Annotated in this window: 12 protein-coding genes and 1 tRNA gene; 8 read left to right on the top strand and 5 right to left on the bottom strand. The window is 70.5% G+C overall.

Translation table 11 applies throughout. The features are described from left to right. Nucleotides 1-17: 17 nt before the first annotated feature. From GFD30_RS20445 to GFD30_RS20435, 3 genes are all read right to left on the bottom strand, one after another. Nucleotides 18-93: transfer RNA gene (locus GFD30_RS20445), tRNA-Leu, on the bottom strand. A gap of 646 nt (nucleotides 94-739) precedes the next feature. Beyond that, nucleotides 740-2,155 carry a cellulase family glycosylhydrolase gene (locus tag GFD30_RS20440; protein ID WP_194202038.1) on the bottom strand — a complete coding sequence of 472 codons (1,416 nt, stop codon included), beginning with the start codon at nucleotides 2,153-2,155 and terminating at the stop codon, nucleotides 740-742. Between the two features lie 334 nt (nucleotides 2,156-2,489). Then, nucleotides 2,490-3,686 carry an ROK family transcriptional regulator gene (locus GFD30_RS20435; RefSeq protein WP_153027035.1) on the bottom strand — a complete coding sequence of 399 codons (1,197 nt, stop codon included), beginning with the start codon at nucleotides 3,684-3,686 and terminating at the stop codon, nucleotides 2,490-2,492. 314 nt (nucleotides 3,687-4,000) lie between these two features. Between GFD30_RS20435 and GFD30_RS20430 the strand changes: the two genes are divergently transcribed. The 7 genes from GFD30_RS20430 to GFD30_RS20400 all read left to right on the top strand — a co-directional run bounded on the left by GFD30_RS20430 (nucleotide 4,001) and on the right by GFD30_RS20400 (nucleotide 12,150). Beyond that, the gene (locus GFD30_RS20430) at nucleotides 4,001-5,317 is read left to right on the top strand and encodes an ABC transporter substrate-binding protein (protein ID WP_153027034.1); all 1,317 of its coding nucleotides are present in this window, start codon (nucleotides 4,001-4,003) and stop codon (nucleotides 5,315-5,317) included. Nucleotides 5,318-5,335: 18 nt separating this feature from the next. Beyond that, nucleotides 5,336-6,286, top strand: a complete 951-nt coding sequence (locus GFD30_RS20425; RefSeq protein WP_153027033.1) for a carbohydrate ABC transporter permease — start codon at nucleotides 5,336-5,338, stop codon at nucleotides 6,284-6,286. Further along, on the top strand, nucleotides 6,283-7,143 hold the full coding sequence (locus GFD30_RS20420; RefSeq protein ID WP_153027032.1) for a carbohydrate ABC transporter permease: 861 nt from the start codon (nucleotides 6,283-6,285) through the stop codon (nucleotides 7,141-7,143). Before GFD30_RS20425 ends, GFD30_RS20420 begins: the two co-directional genes overlap by 4 nt. Continuing rightward, the gene (locus tag GFD30_RS20415; protein ID WP_153027031.1) at nucleotides 7,104-9,590 is read left to right on the top strand and encodes a glycoside hydrolase family 2 protein; all 2,487 of its coding nucleotides are present in this window, start codon (nucleotides 7,104-7,106) and stop codon (nucleotides 9,588-9,590) included. The genes GFD30_RS20420 and GFD30_RS20415 overlap by 40 nt, the downstream gene beginning before the upstream one ends. Before the next feature lie 132 nt (nucleotides 9,591-9,722). Then, nucleotides 9,723-10,622 (top strand): hypothetical protein, encoded by a 900-nt coding sequence (locus GFD30_RS20410; protein WP_153027030.1) that lies wholly within the window; start codon nucleotides 9,723-9,725, stop codon nucleotides 10,620-10,622. 34 nt (nucleotides 10,623-10,656) lie between these two features. Further along, complete coding sequence (locus GFD30_RS20405) at nucleotides 10,657-11,103, top strand: hypothetical protein (protein ID WP_153027029.1); 447 nt, start codon at nucleotides 10,657-10,659, stop codon at nucleotides 11,101-11,103. Between the two features lie 183 nt (nucleotides 11,104-11,286). Beyond that, nucleotides 11,287-12,150 carry an arylamine N-acetyltransferase family protein gene (locus tag GFD30_RS20400; RefSeq protein WP_153027028.1) on the top strand — a complete coding sequence of 288 codons (864 nt, stop codon included), beginning with the start codon at nucleotides 11,287-11,289 and terminating at the stop codon, nucleotides 12,148-12,150. 43 nt (nucleotides 12,151-12,193) lie between these two features. Here the strand turns inward: GFD30_RS20400 and GFD30_RS20395 are convergent, their stop codons facing one another. After that, nucleotides 12,194-12,418, bottom strand: a complete 225-nt coding sequence (locus GFD30_RS20395) for a hypothetical protein (protein WP_153027027.1) — start codon at nucleotides 12,416-12,418, stop codon at nucleotides 12,194-12,196. Between the two features lie 355 nt (nucleotides 12,419-12,773). Next, nucleotides 12,774-13,115: a VOC family protein gene (locus tag GFD30_RS20390; RefSeq protein WP_153027026.1), complete on the bottom strand. Its 342-nt coding sequence runs from the start codon at nucleotides 13,113-13,115 to the stop codon at nucleotides 12,774-12,776. Between the two features lie 508 nt (nucleotides 13,116-13,623). Between GFD30_RS20390 and GFD30_RS20385 the strand changes: the two genes are divergently transcribed. Continuing rightward, the coding region (locus tag GFD30_RS20385) for a SpvB/TcaC N-terminal domain-containing protein (protein WP_194202037.1) at nucleotides 13,624-20,274 on the top strand (6,651 nt) is incomplete at its 3' end.

The raw sequence follows: 20,274 nt of genomic DNA, 5'->3' as shown, positions 1-20,274 counted from the left end.
TCGCAACATGATCGACTTGGTGCCCTACCTGGGATTCGAACCCAGACTGTGCGGGTTTTGAGTCCGCTCTCTCTGCCAGTGGAGTAGTAGGGCCGGTACCGGTGCTGGCCGGGAGCGATCTACCTGCAGTCCACGGGTGTTCGGGAGGTCAGGTGGCGGTCGTGGCCGGGGGAGGAGCCGGGTGTTCACGCGGCAGTCACCGCGGCGTTGAGCTTGTTGCCGTCCCGGTCGTACGTCGTCTGGAGGAGGAAACTGGGGGAGGAGTGCTGTTCGGCCAACTCGGGGGCGTATGGGTCTGTGACATGACCCGGGCGTGTCCCATACCCCACAGCCGTAGAGGTTAGTCGATTATGGACGGCTTTGCGGAGCCAATTTACGAGCCATTCGCTGCGGAAAACGATGCTCAACGTTGCCGGACAATGACTATTGACGACTAACGCGCGGTATGATCTACCTGCGAGGATGATCAGGAAATCGGACTCTGAAGGCCATAAAATAGACTTGAGGTGCTAGTGTCCTTTAACGGACGTGGGGGTTCAAGTCCCCCCTCGCGCACAGAACAAAAGGCCCTGGAAACAGGGCCTTTTGCCATTCCCGCGGCGGGTATCACAGCTGTTCGCAGGGCTCGGTGGCGTCTCATCCGGGCGCCTTCGTGGCGGTGTCTCCGGAGCGACCGGATCGCGCCGACGCAGTGCCCTCCTTGAGCGAGGCCGACGGAATCGGTGGAGACCGAGTCGGGCTACGTGAGCGTCCAGCGCTGGTTGGCGCCGCCGTTGCAGGTCCAGAGGATGATCGGGGTGCCGTTGGCGGTGGCGGCGTTGGCGGCGTCGAGGCACAGGCCGTTGTGGACGTTCGTGATGGTGCCGTTCGAGTTGACGTTCCAGCGCTGATTGGCGGCGCCGTTGCAGTCCCAGAGGATCGCCCTGGTGCCGTTGGCGGTGCCTCTGCCCTCGGCGTCGAGGCATTTGCCGTTGACGCGCAGTTCACCGGTGCTGCTCCTGGTCCAGGCCTGGCCGGTGCGAGAGGTGCTGCAGTCCCAGAGCTGGGCCTGGGTGCCGCTGGTGGAGCTCGGGAGATCGACGCAGCGGTTGGAGGCCGTCCCGACGATCCGGCCGCTGGTCGGAGTGGTGCCGTAGATCGACGCGGGCTTCGAAGTGTTCCTGATGCCGTACTGGCTGTTGAACACCTGCTGGCCCCAGGTCGTCATCTGCGAGGGGTTGAAGTTCGACACCTGGTCGAGTCCGACGCCGTCTCCGGACCAGGACCAGGCGATCCAGCCGATGCCGCGGGCCTGCGCCTCGGACTGGATGGTCGCCCAGGCCACGGACTGGCCGGCGTGCACGTTGCCGTATTCCCCGACGATGAGCGGCAGGTTCATCTGCTGGAACGCGTTGAAGTAGGCGGTCACCGTCGAGGCCGAGGTGTAGACCTCGTACATGTGGACCGAGAACACCGTATTGCGCTGCGGGTCGGCGTTGAACACCTGCGGGGCGTTGCTGCGCATGGTGTTGGACCAGTCCTGGCCCCAGTTCGGGGCGTCGACGACGAGCGTGTGCGTGAAGCCGTTGTTCCGCATCCCTTGAATCGCGCTGGTGGTCGCCGAGGTCCACTGGCTCGCGGTGCTGTTGCCGAGCGGCTCGTTGCCGATGTTGATCAGGACGTACTTCTCTTGGCCGATGAGCGCGCCCTTGATGCCGTTCCAGTACTGGACCGCCTGGGCGAGCGTGGCGGCGCCCGCCTGGTCGCCGTAGCCGGTGGTGTCGTGGAGTTCCAGGACGCACACGACCTTGTACTGCTTGCACTCGGCGATGACAGCGGCGACCTCGGCCTGCGTGGAGGTGCCCCAGCCCCGGTGGCCGGAGCCGAGCACGACTCGGACGGTGTTGGCGCCCAAGGCGGCCATGTCGCGGATCGCGTTGTTCTGGGACTCGTACCAGACCTCGGGGTGGGTGGAGCCGCGCATGACGAAGGTGTTGCCGTTGGCGTCCACGAGATTCCGGCCCTGGACGTGAAAACCGGTCTGCTGGGCCTGGGCCGGTGCGAGGAAGACGAGCAGGGAGGCGAGCATCGCCATCGCTGCCGCAGCGGCGGCGATGAGGAGGCGCGTTCGCCCCTTCGATGATCGGCCGCGGTGCGCGGCGTCGACTACGGACATGATCGAACCCTTCGGTGTTGAGGTGGCGGCGGTCGCCGGACCGGGCTCGAGGCGGTGAGCCCGGGGTGCTACTGAAACGCTTCAGTAGAATCGATAGTGAATCATCAATGTATCGATATTGCAAGAGGTCCGCCCTGGTGTGCTCCGTGGCCCGGTAGCTCTAGCGTGCAAACCCGGTTCAGTAAGAGCAGCGTGCGGGCGTGCTCTGCCCGACCGTTCGAACCGCGGCATGTTCAGGGGTGCTCCGAGTCGGTTCCGGCTTGTGCGGGCCGGGCGGCGCTCTCCCGAGACGGAGTGCCGCCGCGGATGACGAAGGCGCTGTCCGAGCGGGAGGTCAGTCGTCGCGGGGCCGGGTCGGGACCGGCGTCGCGTGCAAGACCCGCAGCGCGCCGCCGATCGCGGCGGCGTCGGTCTGGTGCGAGAGGCGCACGTCGGGTGCCCGGGAGGGCCGCGCACGTGACTTGAGTGCGACCGCGACGTGCTCGCGATACATCGGGGCGGCGGCCTTGAACGCCGGACCGGCCAGGACGATCGCGTCGATCCCGAACAGTTCGGCGACGACGGCGACTGCTCTGCCCAAGTTCCTTGCCGACGCCTCCAGGACGGCTGCTGCGGCGCGGTCGCCCGCGCGGCAGGCCCGGGCGATCCGGTCGAAGTCGGCGAGCACCGCCGCGGTGGAGCCGCTCAGCTCGAGGCGCTCGGCGAGTGCGGGGTTCTGCTCGGCCTGCGCCACCACCGCTGCCGGGCCGGCTTCGGCTTCAACACACCCGCGCCTGCCGCAGGTGCACGGCGTCCGCGCGCCGGGAAGCGGCACATGCCCGATCGCGGCGGCGTTTCCGCCGCCCCGGTAGACCTCGCCGTCGGCGATCACGCTGCATCCGATCGACGTTCCCATGTAGACCACCGCGAAGCCGTCGGCCGGACGGCAGCTCGACCGCAGTTCCACCAGGGCCGCCGCGTCGGCCTCGTGCTCGATGCGGACCGGCGCGCCGACCGCGTCGGCGAGCGAGCCGGCCACCGGATACCCGCTCCAAGCAGGGCCGAAGTCGGCGGTGAGCAGCGCGCCGCGCTCCAGGTCGTGCGGGCCGGGAGCGACGAACGCCGCACCGAGCAGCCGATCGCGCGGCAGGTCGGCGCTGTGCAGGAGCGATTCCACGTGCTCGGCGATGCGGCTCAGGGACGCATCCGGGTCGGAGCCGCAGATGCCCGGAACCGCCGACCAGGCGATGCGGCGCCCGGCGAAGTCGAGGAGCGCGATCACGGTCGCGGTCGCACCGGCGTGCACGCCGACCGCTCCCCAGGCGTCCTCCGCGACACGCAGGAGGCGCCTGGACCTGCCGGGCCCCGCCTTGGGAACGGCCTCGCCCTGGGCGAGCAGGTGGTCCACCAGCAGGGCGCGCACCGCCTCGGAGATCGTGCCGGGGGCGAGCCCGGTGCGGGCGACCAGGTCGAAGTGGCTCAAGGGACCGTCGCGCCGCAGCAGATCGAGGATCTTCGCGGCGGTACCGCCGTGAGTGCGGTGAGGGGACATGGTGCCGCCGTTCTGAGGGTGAGGGACAGTCACGATGTATCGATATAGGCTACTCCGCCGAGACTTGCGCCCCAAGAGGACGCGTTCGGTATTGAACTGTTACTGAACCGAGTAAGGCTCCTGAACGAATTACTGAACTCGCTGGATCGTTTGTACTCAGCCGCTCTTCTGCATCGGCTCGAGTCGCCGATCCATCGAGGGATCGACACTCGCTTACTTGTGCTTAACCGGTTCATAACTTACCCTGTGCGAGTGCTTCGCTGTAACGGCCGAGCGGAGCGCGTTCAACGATGAACCCGACAAGGAGCCCCGAAATGAGCAAGCAGGCATTGGCCGGTGTCGCGACCTTCGCCGCGGCCGCGATCGCACTCAGCGGTTGCAGCGGCAGCGGCGCCGACGACCCCTCAAACACGATCGACGGCGAGGTGAAGGGTGATCTCAAGATCATCACCTGGCGCACCGACCTCGTCGAGAACGGCCAGTTCGACGAGTACATCGCGGCGTTCGAAGAGCAGTACCCGGACGTCTCGGTGGAGGTCGAGGGCATCACCGACTACGCGGGCGAGATGACCACCCGCCTGAGCACGAACAACTACGGCGACGTCATCGGCATCCCGGCCGCGATCCAGCCGAACCAGTTCGAGCAGTTCCTCGAGCCGCTCGGCGACAAGGCGGACTTCGAGGACACCTACCGCTTCCTGAACGGCGCCGCCTACGAGGGCGTGCAGTACGGGCTCGCCATCGGCGGCAACGCCAACGGCGTCCTCTACAACAAGCGGGTCTTCGAGGCGGCCGGCATCACCGAACTGCCGAGCACCCCCGAGGCGTTCCTCGCCGCGCTCCAGCAGATCAAGGACAACACCGACGCGATCCCGCTGTACACCAACTACAAGGACGGCTGGCCCCTCGGCCAGTCCTTCGGGAATCTCGGCGGGATCACCGCGAACCCCGACGCCTCCAGCGAGATGGCGAAGGACCCGGCGCCCTGGACCGAGGGCAAGGACATGTACACCATCGACTCGCTGCTCTACGACGCCGTGGCGGCGGGCCTGACCGAGGAGGACCCGCTCACCACCAACTGGGAGCAGTCCAAGGTGGACATCGCGACCGGCAAGATCGGTGCGATGACCCTCGGCTCGTGGGCGATCTCGCAGATGCAGGACGCCGCCGAGGCCAACGGCGCCTCCGCCGACGACATCGGCTTCATGGCGTTCCCTGCGAACGTGGACGGCACCCAGTACACCGTGATCGGCGGCGACTACAACCTCGCCGTCAGCCGCCACTCCGAGTCCAAGGCCGCCGCGTGGGCCTGGATCAAGTGGTTCGTGGAGGAGTCGGGCTTCGCCGAGAACGAGGCCATGATCTCCACTGTCGCGGACGCGCCCCTCCCCGAGAACCTCAGCGGGCTCGAAGAGGCCGGCGTGCAGCTCATGGAGATGAACGCCGCCCCGGCCGGCGAGGAGGGCCTGCTCAACGAGGTGGCCAGCGACTCGCAGGTCGACCTGTTCGGCAACATCTACCGGCAGGAGCTCGTCGACGTGGCGCGCGGCGCGGCCGACGGCGACAAGGAGAGCTTCTTCGCCGACCTGAACGAGCGCTGGGGCGCATCGGTCGAACGTCTCGCGGGCTGAGGGAAGCGGAAGCGACTCATGGCGATCAAGGACTCCGCGCCCGCGGAAGCCGTGGCCGACCGCCCGGAGGGCCGCACCAGGCGGCCCTCCGGGACCACCCGGCGGCGGTACCCGCGGCGGCTCACCCCGTACCTGTTCATCGCGGCCGCGGTCTCGCTGCTGCTCCTGTTCACGTACTGGCCCGCGGCCAACCTCTTCTACTACAGCGTCACCGACTGGGACGGGCTGGACCAGACGAAGCACTTCGTCGGCGCCGACAACTACGTGCGGGTCTTCACCGACCCCCGCATCTTCGAGGTCTTCTTCGTCAGCCTCTACTACTTCGGCGCCTCGTTCGTCCAGATCGCGATCGCGCTGTACTTCGCGACCATCCTGAGTCAGAGCACGCGATTCCGGAACTTCTTCCGCGGCGTGCTGTTCTTCCCCTACCTCATCAACGGCGTCGCGATCGGGTTCGTGTTCCTCTACCTCTTCCAGCCCGGCGGCACCATCGACACGGTGCTGTCCTGGGCGGGCGTCGGCGATCCGCCGCAGTGGCTCGGCGATCCCGAGGTCGCCAACTGGTCGCTCGCCGGGACGAGCGTCTGGCGCTACATGGGCATGAACTTCGTGCTGTTCCTCGGGGCGATCCAGTCGATCCCGAGCGAGCTGTACGAGGCGGCCGAGCTGGACGGCGCGAACAAGTGGCAGCAGTTCCGGGCGATCATCCTGCCCGGCATCCGCCGCATCATCGGGCTGATGTTCATCCTCTCGATCGCGGGCTCGCTCAGCGTCTTCGAGATCCCGTTCATCATGACCGGCGGCGCGAACGGCACCTCGACGTTCGTCATCCAGACGATCCAGACCGCGTTCACACACCGGCAGGTCGGCACGGCCTCGGCGATGGCCGTAGTGCTGCTCGCGATCGTCCTGCTGGTGACCTGGGCGCAGCGCAAGCTCTTCCCCGACGAGAAGGTCGATCTCACATGACCACCGCGCACCACGCCCCCGAGTCCGGACTCCTGCGCGCCCGCCGGATCACCGCCGGCGGGGCCAAGTACCTGAGCCTGGTGATCGCCGCCGCCGTCACCCTCGTGCCGCTCGTGACCGTCGTGTTCGCCAGCTTCAAGACCCCTGCCGAGTACGGCTCGACCGGCCCCATGACACCGCCGGCGAACTGGTTCAACTTCGCGAACTTCGCCACCGCCTTCGACAGCGGCGGGATGCTCGAGGGATTCCTCAACACCGGCATCGTCCTCGCCGTCTCGCTCGCCGGCACGGTCTTCATCGGCACGATGGCGGCCTACGGCCTGGACCGCTTCGAGTTCCGCGGCAAGCGACTCGTGTTCGGACTGTTCCTCGTCGCTACCCTCGTCCCGGGAGTCACGAGCCAGGTCGCCACCTTCCAGCTCATCAACGGCATGGGCCTGTACGACACCAGGACCGCGCTCATCCTCCTGTTCATGGGCACCGACATCATCGCGATCTACCTGTTCATCCAGTTCATGCAGTCGATTCCCGCCTCACTCGACGAAGCGGCGATGCTCGACGGCGCCAACCGCTGGACGATCTACTGGATGATCGTGCTGCCGCTGCTGAGGCCCGCGATCGCCACCGTCGTGATCATCAAGGGGATCGCGATCTACAACGAGTTCTACGCGCCCTTCCTCTACCTGCCCTCCGAGGGCCTGATCTCGACGTCGCTGTTCCGCTTCAAGGGACCGTTCGGTGCGCAATGGGAGGTCATCTCGGCCGGCACCCTGATCGTCATCATCCCGACTCTGGTCGCCTTCCTGTTCCTCCAGCGATGGATCTACAAGGGACTCACTACCGGAGCAGTCAAGTGACCCCGCCTCCCCTCCGCACCGAACTCCACTCCGGCTGGACGCTCCGCGCGTCGGCCGGGCCCGCGCCGGAGGCGGTCCTCGGCGCCGCGATCCCGGCCGCCGTGCCCGGATGCGTCCACACCGACCTGCTCGCCGCAGGGCTCATCCCCGACCCGTACCTCGACGGCAACGAGTCGCTGACGTCGTGGATCGGCCTCGTGGACTGGACGTACCGGACGGCGTTCACGTGGGAGCCGGGAGGCCACGACCGGCACGACCTGGTCTTCGACGGACTCGACACCGTCGCCGCCGTCTCGCTCAACGGCCGGGTGGTCCTCGACGCCGCGAACCAGCACCGCTCCTACCGCGTCGACGTGCGCGAGGCGCTCGTCGAAGGGCGGAACGAGCTCGAAGTCCGCTTCCGCTCGCCGGTGCGCTACGCGAACGAGCAGAGCCGCGCGCTCGGCGCGCGGCCGCGGCCCTATCCGATGCCGTACGAGGCGATCCGAAAGTCCGCCAGCAACTTCGGCTGGGACTGGGGCATCGCGACGTACACCTCGGGCATCTGGCGGCCGGTCCGGCTGGAGTCCTGGTCGGTCGCCCGGATCGCCGAGGTCCGCCTCGACGCCGTCCCGCTCCCCGGCGGCGGGCGCCTCGAGGCCGAGATCGTGATCGAGCGCCACGACCCCGACGCGGCGCTCACCGCCCGCGCCTCCCTCCGCGGAAGCGAGGCCGCCGTCGAGATCCCCGCCGGGGCCGACACGGTCCGCGTCGCCGTCGAGGCCCCCGGTGTCCGCCGCTGGTGGCCCGTCGGCTACGGCGACCAGCCCCTCTACGACGCCGAGTTGACGCTCGACACCCCGGACGGGCCGCTGGACGCGGTCGAACGCCGCATCGGCTTCCGCACGGTCCGGTGGGACACCGAACCCGACGACGAGGGCACCCCGTTCACGCTCGTCGTCAACGACCGGCCCGTCTTCGTCAAGGGCGCCAACTGGATCCCCGACGACGCGCTCCCGGTCCGCATCGACCGGGCCCGATACGAACGCCGCCTGCGCCAGGCGCTCGCCGCCAACCTCAACCTCATCCGCGTCTGGGGCGGCGGCCTCTACGAATCCGAGGACTTCTTCGAGCTCTGCGACGAGCTCGGGCTGCTCACCTGGCAGGACCTGCTCTTCGCCTGCGCCGCCTACCCCGAGGAGGAGCCGCTGCGCAGCGAGGTCGAAGCCGAAGTGCGCGAACAGATCCCGCGCCTCGCCTCGCACCCGTCACTGGTGCTCCTGTGCGGGAACAACGAGAACCTGTGGGGCTACGAGGACTGGGGCTGGAAGACGATCCTCGACGGCCGGACCTGGGGCGCCGACTACTACTACGAGCTGTTCCCGCGCCTCGTGGAGGAGCTCGCGCCGCGCACTCCGTACATCCCCGGGAGCCCCTACAGCCCGCCTGGCATGCACCCGAACACCGAAGCGCACGGCTCGATGCACCTGTGGGAGCAGTGGAACCGGCGCGACTGGACCACCTACGCCGAGCACCGGCCCCGGTTCGCCGCCGAATTCGGCTGGCAGGGGCCGCCCGCGTGGTCCACGCTCGTGCGCGCCGTCTCCGACGAGCCCCTCACCCCCGAGTCGCCGGGGATGATCGCGCACCAGAAGGCTGCCGAGGGGAACACGAAGCTCACCCGGGGCCTCGTCCCGCACTTCCGCGTGCCCGACGACATGGAGAACTGGCACTGGGCGATGCAGCTCAACCAGGCGATGGCGGTCCGCTTCGCGCTCGAGCACTTCCGCTCCTGGGCGCCCCGCACGATGGGCGCCGTCGTGTGGCAACTCAACGACTGCTGGCCGGTCACCTCATGGTCCGCCATCGACGGGGAAGAACGGCTCAAGCCGCTCTGGCACGGCGTGCGCTCGGCCTTCGCGCCGCGACTGGTGACCGTGCAGCAGCGCGGCGAGCGGCTCGCAGCCGTGCTCTGCAACGACACCGGCGATGACTGGGACGGCGACCTCGTGCTGCGCCGCACCGCCTTCGACGGCACGCCGCTCGCCGAGCGGATCGCGCCGGCGTTCGTCGCCGCCCGCTGCACGCTCGAAGTCCCGATCGATCCCGCCGTCGCCGCCGGCGGCAGCCCCGCGGACGAGGTCCTCACCGCGTCCTTCGGCGGTGAGCGCGGCCTGTGGTTCTACACCGAACCCCGGGACTCGCGGCTCGAGAAGCCAGAGCTGACGGTCCGGTCCGAGCCGGTCGAGGGCGGCACGGAGCTGCTGTTCACGGCCGCGAACCTCGTTCGCGACCTGACCCTGCTCATCGACAAGGCCGACCCCGACGCCGTCACCGAGCAAGGCCTGGTGACGCTGCTGCCCGACGAGAGCGCGCGGTTCCTCGTGCGCCACCGCGGCGGACTCGACCTCGAGGCGCTGACGGCCCCCGGCGTCGTGCGCAGCGCGAACGAACTCGTCGCAGAGTGACCGACCGGATCGACCCCACCCCACGTCCCACGAGAACGCAAGCGCCGCAGCAGAACCAATGACAGCGCTTGGACTTCGGTCTGGGTGGCGCATAATACGATAGGTGCTCCCTTCGCCTCGAAAGTGAGCAGGATGCGCACCCCAGACCTCACCCAGTCACGCCTGCGGCGTTCACGCAGAACCACCCTGTTCTTAGTGATCGCAGCCGTGCTCGTGCTCATCGTCGTGATCACCGCCGTCATCGGCGCGATCGGACACAAGGACGACCGCCCCGAAGCGTCTGGTCCCGACCTCGCCGACACCTCGACCGAATCCCCGGCCGCCGAAGCGGACGTCCTGCTCGCGACGGTCACCCAACTCGGGGACGGCGACGATTGCCGAGACTTCGTATTCGACGCGGGCTCCGCCGACGCCGCCGACGCGATCCTGGAGGACCTCTCCTACTACGGCAGCGAGCCGGAATTCGTCTCGGGCATGCTGTCGGCGGGCGCGTATCTCGTCGGCTCCATGAGCGTGTACTTCACTCTCCAAACCGATCTCCCGCAGCAGGTGACCGTCACCGGCGTCCGGGCCGAGATCGTCACCGAGGTCGAGGCGATCGACGGCGGCACGTTCATCGAGCCGATGCGGTGCGGAGCCACTCCGATCGACCAGATGCATTTGCTGCTCGACGCCCCGAATCCCGGACCGTACACGGTCGAAGAGGAGACCGGGGACCGGACCGACCACGAGTTCTTCGAGGGGCAGGTCATCAATGTCGCGCCCGGAGACAAGCAGAGCGTCATGGTCAAGGTCTACCTGGACCCGGAAACCGGCGGGGGCGCATACGAATACCGATTGGTCGTCGATTACGAGGTGGACGGCACCTTGGGATCGGTCACCATCGACCACGCCGGCACACCGTTTCGCATGAGCGGGCTGTCGTGCGATCAAGACCGGTTCTTCGGGCAGCCGAGCGGCGAGATCGTGGGGCAGGGAGACCCGGGGTACGTCGAGCTGCCGATGGCGATCAAATGCGAATACCTCGATTGAGCAGTCCGACCCCCGGTCGATTCGGAGTCCAGTCTTGAACCCGTTCATCACACGCGATCAGGTCCGGTCACTGCAAGACGACCTCAGAGACCTGGCGAGCGAACAGCGGCAGACCAATAGACTGCTCGCTGAACTCATCGAGCAGCAGCGGCGCGAGTTCGAGCGTCAGCACCGATCGGCGGACGGTTCGGACCGGATGAGTGCGAACCTCTCCATCATCGCCCTGTCGGTGGCGATGGTGAGCTTCATCGTCGGTTTGCTGGCCGTGGTCGCCGCATTGCCGGATTCACCGACCAAGATCGTCGGCGTCGTCGCGGCGGGCTTGACGATCCTGCTGTTCCTCGGTCTCGCTGTGCGCCAAGCCATCGCCACCGCCCGTATACGGCATGAAGTCGAAGATGCAGGCTTTCGACCTGAACCCGGTGACGACGGGACCGCAGCTACACGGGTCTCCCGTTCCGCGAAGCGGCAGAGGCCCTGAGAACATGTCAGTCGTCAAGGCATAGGGGAGTTGCCACCGGTGCGGGCGTCCGAGGTCCGGTCTTAAGACCAGCGGACGAGGACCGCTCCGACGCCGGACCGATGCGGCCCGCGTCCGACCGCCATACGGTCGAACCGTCGCCGATCCCGGCGTCGGGACGCCCAGCATCCAGGAGGCACCACCATGGTCACCACCCCCGCCGAGCCCTCGCCCGAATGGGACGTCGCCGCGGTCGATCCGGACGAGTACGCCGAGCGCATCGGGCACCGCGGCCCGCTGCGTCCGGACCTCGAGACGTTCACGGCCCTGCACCGCGCCCACGTCGCCGCAGTGCCGTTCGAGAACCTCGACGTGATGCTCGGCAGGGGGCCGGACATCGGACTCCCCACCGTCGTCGACAAGATCGTCCGCCGCAGGCGCGGCGGCTACTGCTACGAGATGAACCTCCTCTTCGCCGCCGTACTCGACCGGATCGGCGTCCCGGTGCGCCGCAGCCTCATCCGCACCGGCGACCCGCTCGTCCACGCGCGTCCCCGCTCGCACCTGGTCGTCCTCGCCGAACTCGACGGAAGGACCTGGCTCGGCGACGTCGGGTTCGGCTCGGGACCGTCGGAGCCGATCCCGGTCGACCGGGAGGCGCGCTCTCCCCAAGGCGGATGGACCTACCGCGTGACCGAGCCGTTCGGCGACGGCGACCGCCGCGTCCAGGAACTGCGCGGAGGGCGCTGGGAGACGATGTACACGCTCATCCCCGACGCCACGTTCCCGGTCGACGTCGCCCTCGCCAACGAGAGCACCTCGACGAGCCCGGGGTCGCCGTTCGTCAAGCGCCCCATCGTCGTCAAGCGCGGGCCGGCGTCGGAGCGCCGGCTCCTGGGCCGCACGCTCACCGAGGTCCGCCCCGACGGCTCGGAGACCGCGAAGGAGATCGCCGACGTCGACTACGCGGCGACCCTGGCCGAGGCGTTCGACCTCGAGCTCACCGAGGACGAGGCGAAGCTGGTGACGGCGGCGATTCCGCACCCGTCCGACGCGGCCCTCGGCTGAGGCGGGCGAGGCCGGTGCCGCGAAACCGCGGGGGCGGACCGCGCTAGGCGAACGGCACCGCCGCCAGGAGCACGAGGATCGCGACGGGGACCGCCGCCGAGGCGAGCGCCAGGACCGCGCACCCGCCGGACGACGCCCGGCGCGCGGCCCGGGCTTCGGCCTCTCCCTGCTCGATCATGAACTTCGTGCCCGCCTCGAGGCCCCAGCAGTAGCCGCACCAGTCGTCCTCCATGGTCCGTCCGCATTTCGGGCACGTCGACAGCGCCATGCCAACTCCTTCCGGTCGAAGTCGCATCAGGCCGCCGGCGAATGCGGCGGCCTGATCGCGATTGATCGGCCCATCGAAGCCGCGCCGGTCCCTCATCCGTCACCGTCCGGTCATCGCCGCCTCGGACCGGCCGGCCGCGGGACCGGCCCATGAGGGGCACCGCGCTCCGGGAACGGCGGCGGCCGATCGACGCGGAGGACGCGGTCGACGACCACGCTGCCGCTTCATCACCGCGATGCGCCTCGTGGACGAACCGTGACAGCGACCGCGCCCTGGTGATCGACGCATCGCGGTCCACGGCCAGGGCGTCTGCGCCTGTCCGTCGACTACGAGCCGGCGTGCCCGCGCCGCAGGCTCATCGGGGCGCGCCGCCGAACGAGATCTCGTTCCCCTCACTGTCGTGATAGGTGGCGTGGCGCACCCCGTTGGGATAGGTTTCGCGCACCGAGGGTTCGATGCCGCGGTCGGCGATCCGGTCGAGGCGAGTGTCGAAATCGTCGACGAAGATGGTGAGTACGGCGTTCCCGGCGCGCTCGGGTCGGTGCTCGAGGACCACCGATCGGTGCTCCGCGAGTTCCCACACGGCCTCGGTGTCGCTTGCGATGAACGTCGGCGGGGACCCGAACAAGCGCTGATACCAAATGAGCGCAGCCGGATAGTCGCTCACCGGGATGCCGGCGTAAAGATCTACGGCCATCCGGTCATGGTAAGGCAGCAGACCCGATGCCCGAATGCGTGGCGGCCCGTCGAATCACTGCTCGGCGCCGATTTCGCAGGCGACGTCGTGCTTCGTCCGGCCGGTGGCGGACGATTCAACGTCGGCCGCCTCTCGCGAACCTTCGGCGCCGACATCGATCCCTCAATAGACCCGTAGCCCTTCCTCAATTCCACTGGAGACTGTGACGGGCGACGAGGCAAACGTGTCCCGACAGGCATCGAGTCCGATCGGCCGTTGCCGATCCGGGATCTGTATCGGTAATTCCCACCCCGTAGTAGCAGGCGATCGGGCGAATCCACTCATGTCGCATTTAGGTGAATGGCGAGTTTGGCGGCATCCGGAGTGGCAGTGGATTATATCAAGATCATTTGTCAAGCGCTGCACTGGAATTAGTCCTAATGGTCAATTGCGACGGTGTCGCGGCAGGTCTACGCTCCGTAATCAGGCGCCGGCCCGAGCGCCGTTCTGCCGCAAAGGAGCCGCGATCGTGGACGCACACTGGGGTGGTGCAGCCGGTCCCGAACGGGCGGGGCGGGCGCCGGTTCCGGCGCCCGGGGCCGCGGCGGCGCCGTCGCTCCCCGCGATCGGCAGCCCGCCCGCGCGGCTCGGCGAGACCTTCCAGACCAGCCCCGTCACCGGCTCCGCATCCCTCTCGATCCCGCTGCCCTTCAGCGCCGGGCGCGGCGCGCCGTCGATGGCCGTCGGCTACGACTCCTCCCGCCGCGCCGGCCTGTTCGGCTACGGCTGGGACCTCCCCGTGCCGCAGATCAGCCGCCGCACCGACCGCGGCGTCCCGCGCTACCGCGACGGCGAGGCATCAGACGTGTTCCTCGCCGACGGCGGCGAGGACCTCGTCCCGGTCGACGAGAGCCCCGCCGTGCGGACCGTCGCGGGCACCGCGTACCGGATCGACCGCTACCGCCCCCGCATCGACTCGGGGCTCACCCGCATCGAGCGCTGGACCAGCCTCGCCGACCGCGCCGACTGCAAGTGGCGCACGCTGTCCGGCGACAACCACACCGCCTGGTTCGGCGAGGATCCCGGGAGCCGCATCGCCGACCCGGAGGATCCGGCCCGGATCTTCGCCTGGCTCATCAGCTTCAGCCACGACGACAAGGGCGGCGCGGTCGCCTACGAGTACGCCGCCGAGGACGCCGCGGGCATCGACCCGGGCGCCGCGAGCGAAGCGCACCGGACCGACCTCTCCCGTTCGGCCGCAAGGCACCTCAAGCGCATCCGCTACGGCAACGCGAGCCCCCACCATCCGGTCCTCGACCCGGTCGGACCGCCGGTGCCGCGTCCCGCGTCGTGGCTGTTCACCCTCGTGCTCGACTACGGCGACCACGATCCCGACGCGCCCGCGATCGAACCGGACCTGCCCTGGCCCGCCCGCCCCGACCCGTACTCGGACTGCCGGCCGGGCTTCGAGGTCCGCACCTACCGCCGCTGCGCCCGCGCCCTGATGTTCCACGACATCCCCGAACTCGGCCCGGAACCGACGCTCGTCCGCTCCGTCGACTTCTCCTACGCCGCCGACGAGCACAGCGGGGACTCGCACCTCACCGCCGCCGCCTCCGCCGGATACGAGCGCGACGGAGACGGGTACCTGCGCGCCCCCAGCCCGCCGCTCACCTTCCACTATCAGCCGTCCACCATCGACCCCACCGTCCGCGACGTCGACGCCGAGCGGCTGCCCGCCGGGCTCGACCTCGCCGACCACACCTGGGTCGACCTCGACGGCGACGGCGTGGCGGGGGTCCTCGCCGCCCGCCGCGGCGCCTGGTACTACCTGCGCAACACCAGCCCCCTCCGCGAACCCGGCGAGGTCGGCTTCGCGGCCGCCGCTCCGGTCGCGGCCCACCCCGAGACCGGCCTCCCGGGCCTCGGCGCCGACCTGCTACTCGACCTCGACGGCGGCGGTACGCCCGACCTGGTGCGATTCGCGCCGGGGAACGCCGCGTACGCCGGCCGCGACGACGACGGCGGCTGGAAGCCCTTCGCGCCCTTCGACGGCCTCCCCGAGATCGACCTCGCCGCGGGCGACCTCCACCTCGCGGACCTGACCGGCGACGGCCTTCCCGACCTCGTGCTCGACGACCCGGCCGGGGTCCGCTGGTGTCCGAACCGCGGCGGCGCCTTCGCCGCCCCCCGGCCGCTCGACCTCCCCGACGACCGGCCGCCCAGTCTCGGCGAGCACGCCGCCGCGGTCGCGGTCCGGCTCGCCGACCTCACCGGCGACGGCCTCCCCGACCTCGTGCGCCTCGCCAACGGCGCCGTCACCTACCGGCCCAACCTCGGCCACGGCCGCTTCGGACCCGCGGTCGCCATGGACGACGCGCCCTGGTTCGACCACCCCGACCGCTTCGACCCCCGCCGCGCGATCCTCACCGACATCGACGGCAACGGCCGCAGCGACCTCGTCTACCTTGCCGCCGACGGCGTCCGCCTCTACGCCAACCGCGCCGGAGCGGCCTGGTCCCCGCCGCGCACCCTCCCCGGCCTCCCCGCCGCCGACAACCGGCGCGTCGTCTCCGCAGTGGACCTGCGCGGCAACGGCACCGCCTGCCTGGTGTGGTCCACGGGCCTGCCCTCCGGGGCCGCGCCCCTGCGCTACATCGACCTCCACAGCGCCGGCGTCCCGCACCTCCTCAGCCGCTACGAGAACGGCGGCGGCGGCGAGGTGCGCATCGAGTACCGCTCCTCCACCTCCTTCGCGCAGGCCGACGAGCGGGACGGGCGGCCGTGGCCGGGGAAGCTCCCGTTCCCGGTCGCATGCGCCCACAAGGTGACCCGCGTCGACCACGTCCGCGAGACGGTGTTCACCAGCACCACCAGCTACCACGACGGCCACTTCGACCCGGTCGAGCGCGAGTTCCGCGGCTTCGGCCTCGTCGAGAGCATCGACAGCGAGGCCTATGAGGTGCCGCCCGCGGGGATCGACCCCGACCCCGACCTGCGCCAGCCGCCCGTGCGCACCCGCACCTGGTTCCACACCGGAGCGGCCGCGGGCGCCGGGGAGCGGATGCTCCACACCCGCCGCGGCCAGTACTGGCAGAACCCGGTCCTGCCCGAACCCCCGCTGCCCGAACCGGACCTGCCGCCGGGCCTCACCGACGACGAGTACCGGCAGGCCTGCCGGGCCCTCAAGGGCGTCACGCTCCGGACCGAGACCTACGGCCTCGACGCCGCCCCCGAGTCCGCGGTGCCGTACGCGGTCACCGAGGCCGCCTACGCGGTCGCCCTGCGCCAGAGCCAGGGCGGGCGGCGCCACGCGGTCTTCCAGGTCCTGCCCACCGAGGCCGTCTCCTACGGGTACGACCGCGTCCCCGCCGACCCGCGCGTCTCCCACAGCTTCGTGCTGGAGGCCGACGACCTCGGGCAGCCCGTCCGCACCGCCACCGTCGCCTACCCGCGCGCCGAGCCCGACCCCGCACTGCCCCAGGCGGTCCGGGACGCGCAGGCCCGCCTCCGCGCCGGCTACGAAGAGGTCGACCAGACCGCCGACATCGACGCGCCCGACACCCGCAGCCTCCGCCAGGTCTGGGAGACCCGCAGCTTCGAGCTCGCCGGGCTCCCCGCGGGCCGCCTCACCACCGCGGAGGTGGACGCCGCGGTGGCCGCCGCCGAACGGGTGCCCTACGAGCATGTCGACGACGACGGCACCGTCCCGGCCCCGGACGGCCCGGTGCTGCGGCTGACCGCCCGCTCCCAGATGTTCTTCCGCTCCGACGACCTCGCCGGGCCGCTGCCGCTCGGCGTCCACGGCGCACTCGGGCTGGCCCACCACTCGCGGTCGCTCGCGTTCACCGACGGCCTCGTGGCCGCGCACTACGACGGCACGGTCACCGCGGCCGACCTCACCGCCGCCGGATACGCGCACTTCGACGGCGGCTGGTGGGCCCCTTCGGGAACCGACCTGTACGCCCCCGACGCCGCGCAGCACTTCCACCTGCCGGCCGGCGGCGCGGACCCCTTCGGGGTCGCCTCCACCATCGAGCGCGACGACTACGACCTGGCCGTCGTCACCGTCACCGACCCGCTCGGGTTCCAGACGCACTTCGAACACGACTACCGCGTGCTCGCGGCCCGCGCGGTCACCGACGCCGCCGGGAACCGCGCCGAGGTCGCCTTCGACGCGCGCGGCGCGATCGTCGCCGCCGCGCTGCTCGGCAGACCCGGCGAGCCCGGCATGGACAGCCTCGCCGACCCGACCGCGACCATGGAGTACGACCCGTTCGCGTGGGTGAACGAGCGCAGGCCCGCATGGACGCGCACCCGCCGGCGCGAGCGCCACGGCGCGGCCGACACCGCCTGGCAGGAGTCCTACGCCTACTTCGACGGCTCCGGTGCCGCGGTCATGGTCAAGGGCCGGGTCGCCCCCGGCCCCGCCCTCGCCTGGGACCCGGACACCGAGACCGCGACCGAAGTGGACGCCGACCCGCGATGGGTCGGCAACGGCCGCACCATCGTCAACAACAAGGGCCTGCCGGTCAAGCAGTACGAGCCGTACTTCTCCACGACGAGCGGCTACGAGTCGGAGGCCGCCCTGGTCGAACTCGGGGTCACCGCGGTCCCGAGCTACGACCCGCTGGGGCGGGTCTTCCGCACCGACTACCCCGACGGCACGCACGCCCGCACCGAGATCGGCCCGTGGCGGTCGGCGTCCTACGACGCGGGCGACACCGTCCTCGACAGCGCCTGGTACGCCGAGCGCGGCAGCCCCGACCCGCTCGGGCCGGAACCGGCCGACGCCGAGCAGCGGGCCGCCTGGCTCGCCGCCCGGCACGCGGACACGCCCGCCGTCGCCTACCTGGACGTGCTGGGCCGCACCGTGATGACCGTGGCCGACAACGGCGGCGGCGACCTTCGCACCGGCCGCAGCGAAGCGGACGTCACCGGCGGCTTCGCCCGCGAGTTCGACACGCGCGACCGCCTGGTGAGCGCCTCGGTCCGCAACCTCGCCGGCGTCCCGATGCGCGCCGACGCGGCCGAACGCGGTGTGCGCTGGTCCTTCTCGGACGTCGTGGGGCGGCTCGTCCGCTCCTGGGACGAGCACGGCCGCACCCACCGGATCGCGTACGACGCGGTCCACCGCCCCGTCGCCGCCTTCGCGGCCGACGCGGACGAACCCGAGACCATGACGACCCGGATCGTCTACGGCGAGACGCATCCCGAAGCGGCCGAGCGGAACCTCATCGGCCAGGCGCACCTCATGTTCGACGGGAGCGGGGTCGCGGTCTTCGACCGGCTCGACCACCGCGGCCGCCCGGTCAGGACGCTGCGGCGCTTCACCGCCGACCCCGAGACCGAACCCGACTGGTCCGTCCTGGACGGCGTCGACGACCCCGCGCTCGCCCTGGCGACCGCCGGGCCGCTGCTCGAACCGGTCTCGGAGCAGACCGAGTCGACCGCCGCGTTCGACGCGCTCGGCCGCATGACCGCCGCGGTGCTCCCCGACGGCACCGTCATGGACCCCGCCTACGACGAAGGCAACCAGCTCGCCTCGCTGCGCGCCCGGATCGGCGGCGCCGGCCCGTTCCGCCAGTTCCTCCTCGGGCAGGAGTACGACGCGATGGGGCGGCGCTCGATCGCCCGCCACGGCAACGGCCTCGCCACCCGATACGACTACGACCCGTTGAGCCGCAGGGTCGCCGGGGTCCGCACGGCCGCCGAAGGCGCGGCGGACGCGGTGCAGGACCTGCACTACGTCTACGACGCCGCCGGCCGACTGGTCGAGACCGACGACACCGCGCAGCAGTCGCACTTCTTCGCGGGCGCGTTCGTGCCCGCCCGCATGCGCTTCCGCCACGACGCCATCGGCCAGCTCGTGCAGGCCTCGGGGCGCGAACACGCGGGGATCGCGCCCGACCAGCAGACCGGGTCCGGCGACCTCGTCGGCGCGCCGCTGCCGCACCCCAACGACTCCGCCGCCGTCCGCCTCTACACCGAGCAGTACGAGTACGACGACCTCGGGAACCTCACCCTCATGCGGCACATGGCGAACGGCGGCGGCTGGACCCGCCGCTACCGCTACGCCCACGAGGCCGACCCGGCCGACCGCCGCAACCGGCTCGCCGCCACCAGCGTCCCCTCCGACGACCCCGACGGGCCCTACAGCCACCAGTACACGTACGACGCCTACGGGAACCTCACCTCGGCCCCGCACCTGGCCGCGGTGTCCTGGAACCGCAGCGAGCAGCTGCGGTCGGCCGATCTGGGCGGCGGCGGGACCGCCTGGTTCTGCTACACCGGCGACGGGGCCCGCGCCCGCAAAGTGGTGCAGCGCCAAGGGGGCCTGCGCACCGAGCGCCGCTACCTCGGCGCCGTCGAGGTGTACCGCGAGTGGATGAACGGCGTCCTGCGCCTGGAACGGCGCACCGTCCACATCGGTGACGGCGCGGGCCGCTTCGCACAGGCCGACACGCTCACCGCCGACCCCGGCGGCATCGACGGGGCCCCGCTCGGCGTGCCCGTGATCCGGTACCAGTACGGCGACCACCTCGGTTCGGCCGCGCTGGAGACCGACGAGGACGGCGCGGTCATCACCTACGAGGAGTACCACCCGTACGGCTCCTCCGCCTACCGCTCCTCCCGGCCCGGCACCGACCTGAGCCTCAAGCGCTTCCGCTTCCACGGCAAGGAGCGCGACGAGGAGACCGGGCTCTACCACTACGGCGCCCGCTCCTACGCGTCCTGGCTCGGCCGCTGGATCAGCGCCGACCCGATCGGCACCGCCGCCGGACCGAACCAGTACGCCTACTGCGCCAACGACCCGGTCGGGAAGGTCGACCCGAACGGCACCCAGGAGCGGGTCACGACCCGGACGGTGCGGGGGCCGACCCCCGCAGAGGTGCGGCGCTACGGCGACATCGCGCACCCCACGCCCGCCCAGCAGGTGGACCCCGCGTTCCGCGCCCGTGTCAGGGACTTCTTCAACTCCCGCGGCATGGGGTTGACGACCCTGCCCCAATGGGTGGACGGCCGGTGGTTCTTCAACGAGCACGCGCCCGCCGAGGCCGAGGGGGAGGGCGAAGGCTCGGGCGGCGCCGGCGGGGACGCCGGCGGCGGCACGGGCACGGGCGCGGGAACCGGTCCGGGCGCGGGCTCCGGGTCCGGCGCGGACGCCGGAGGCGGCACG

This window comes from Glycomyces albidus (assembly GCF_009451885.1).
Lineage (GTDB): Bacteria > Actinomycetota > Actinomycetes > Mycobacteriales > Micromonosporaceae > Glycomyces > Glycomyces albidus.
The sequence above is the reverse complement of the archived record's forward strand: the minus strand, read 5'-3'. Positions and strand labels throughout refer to the sequence as shown.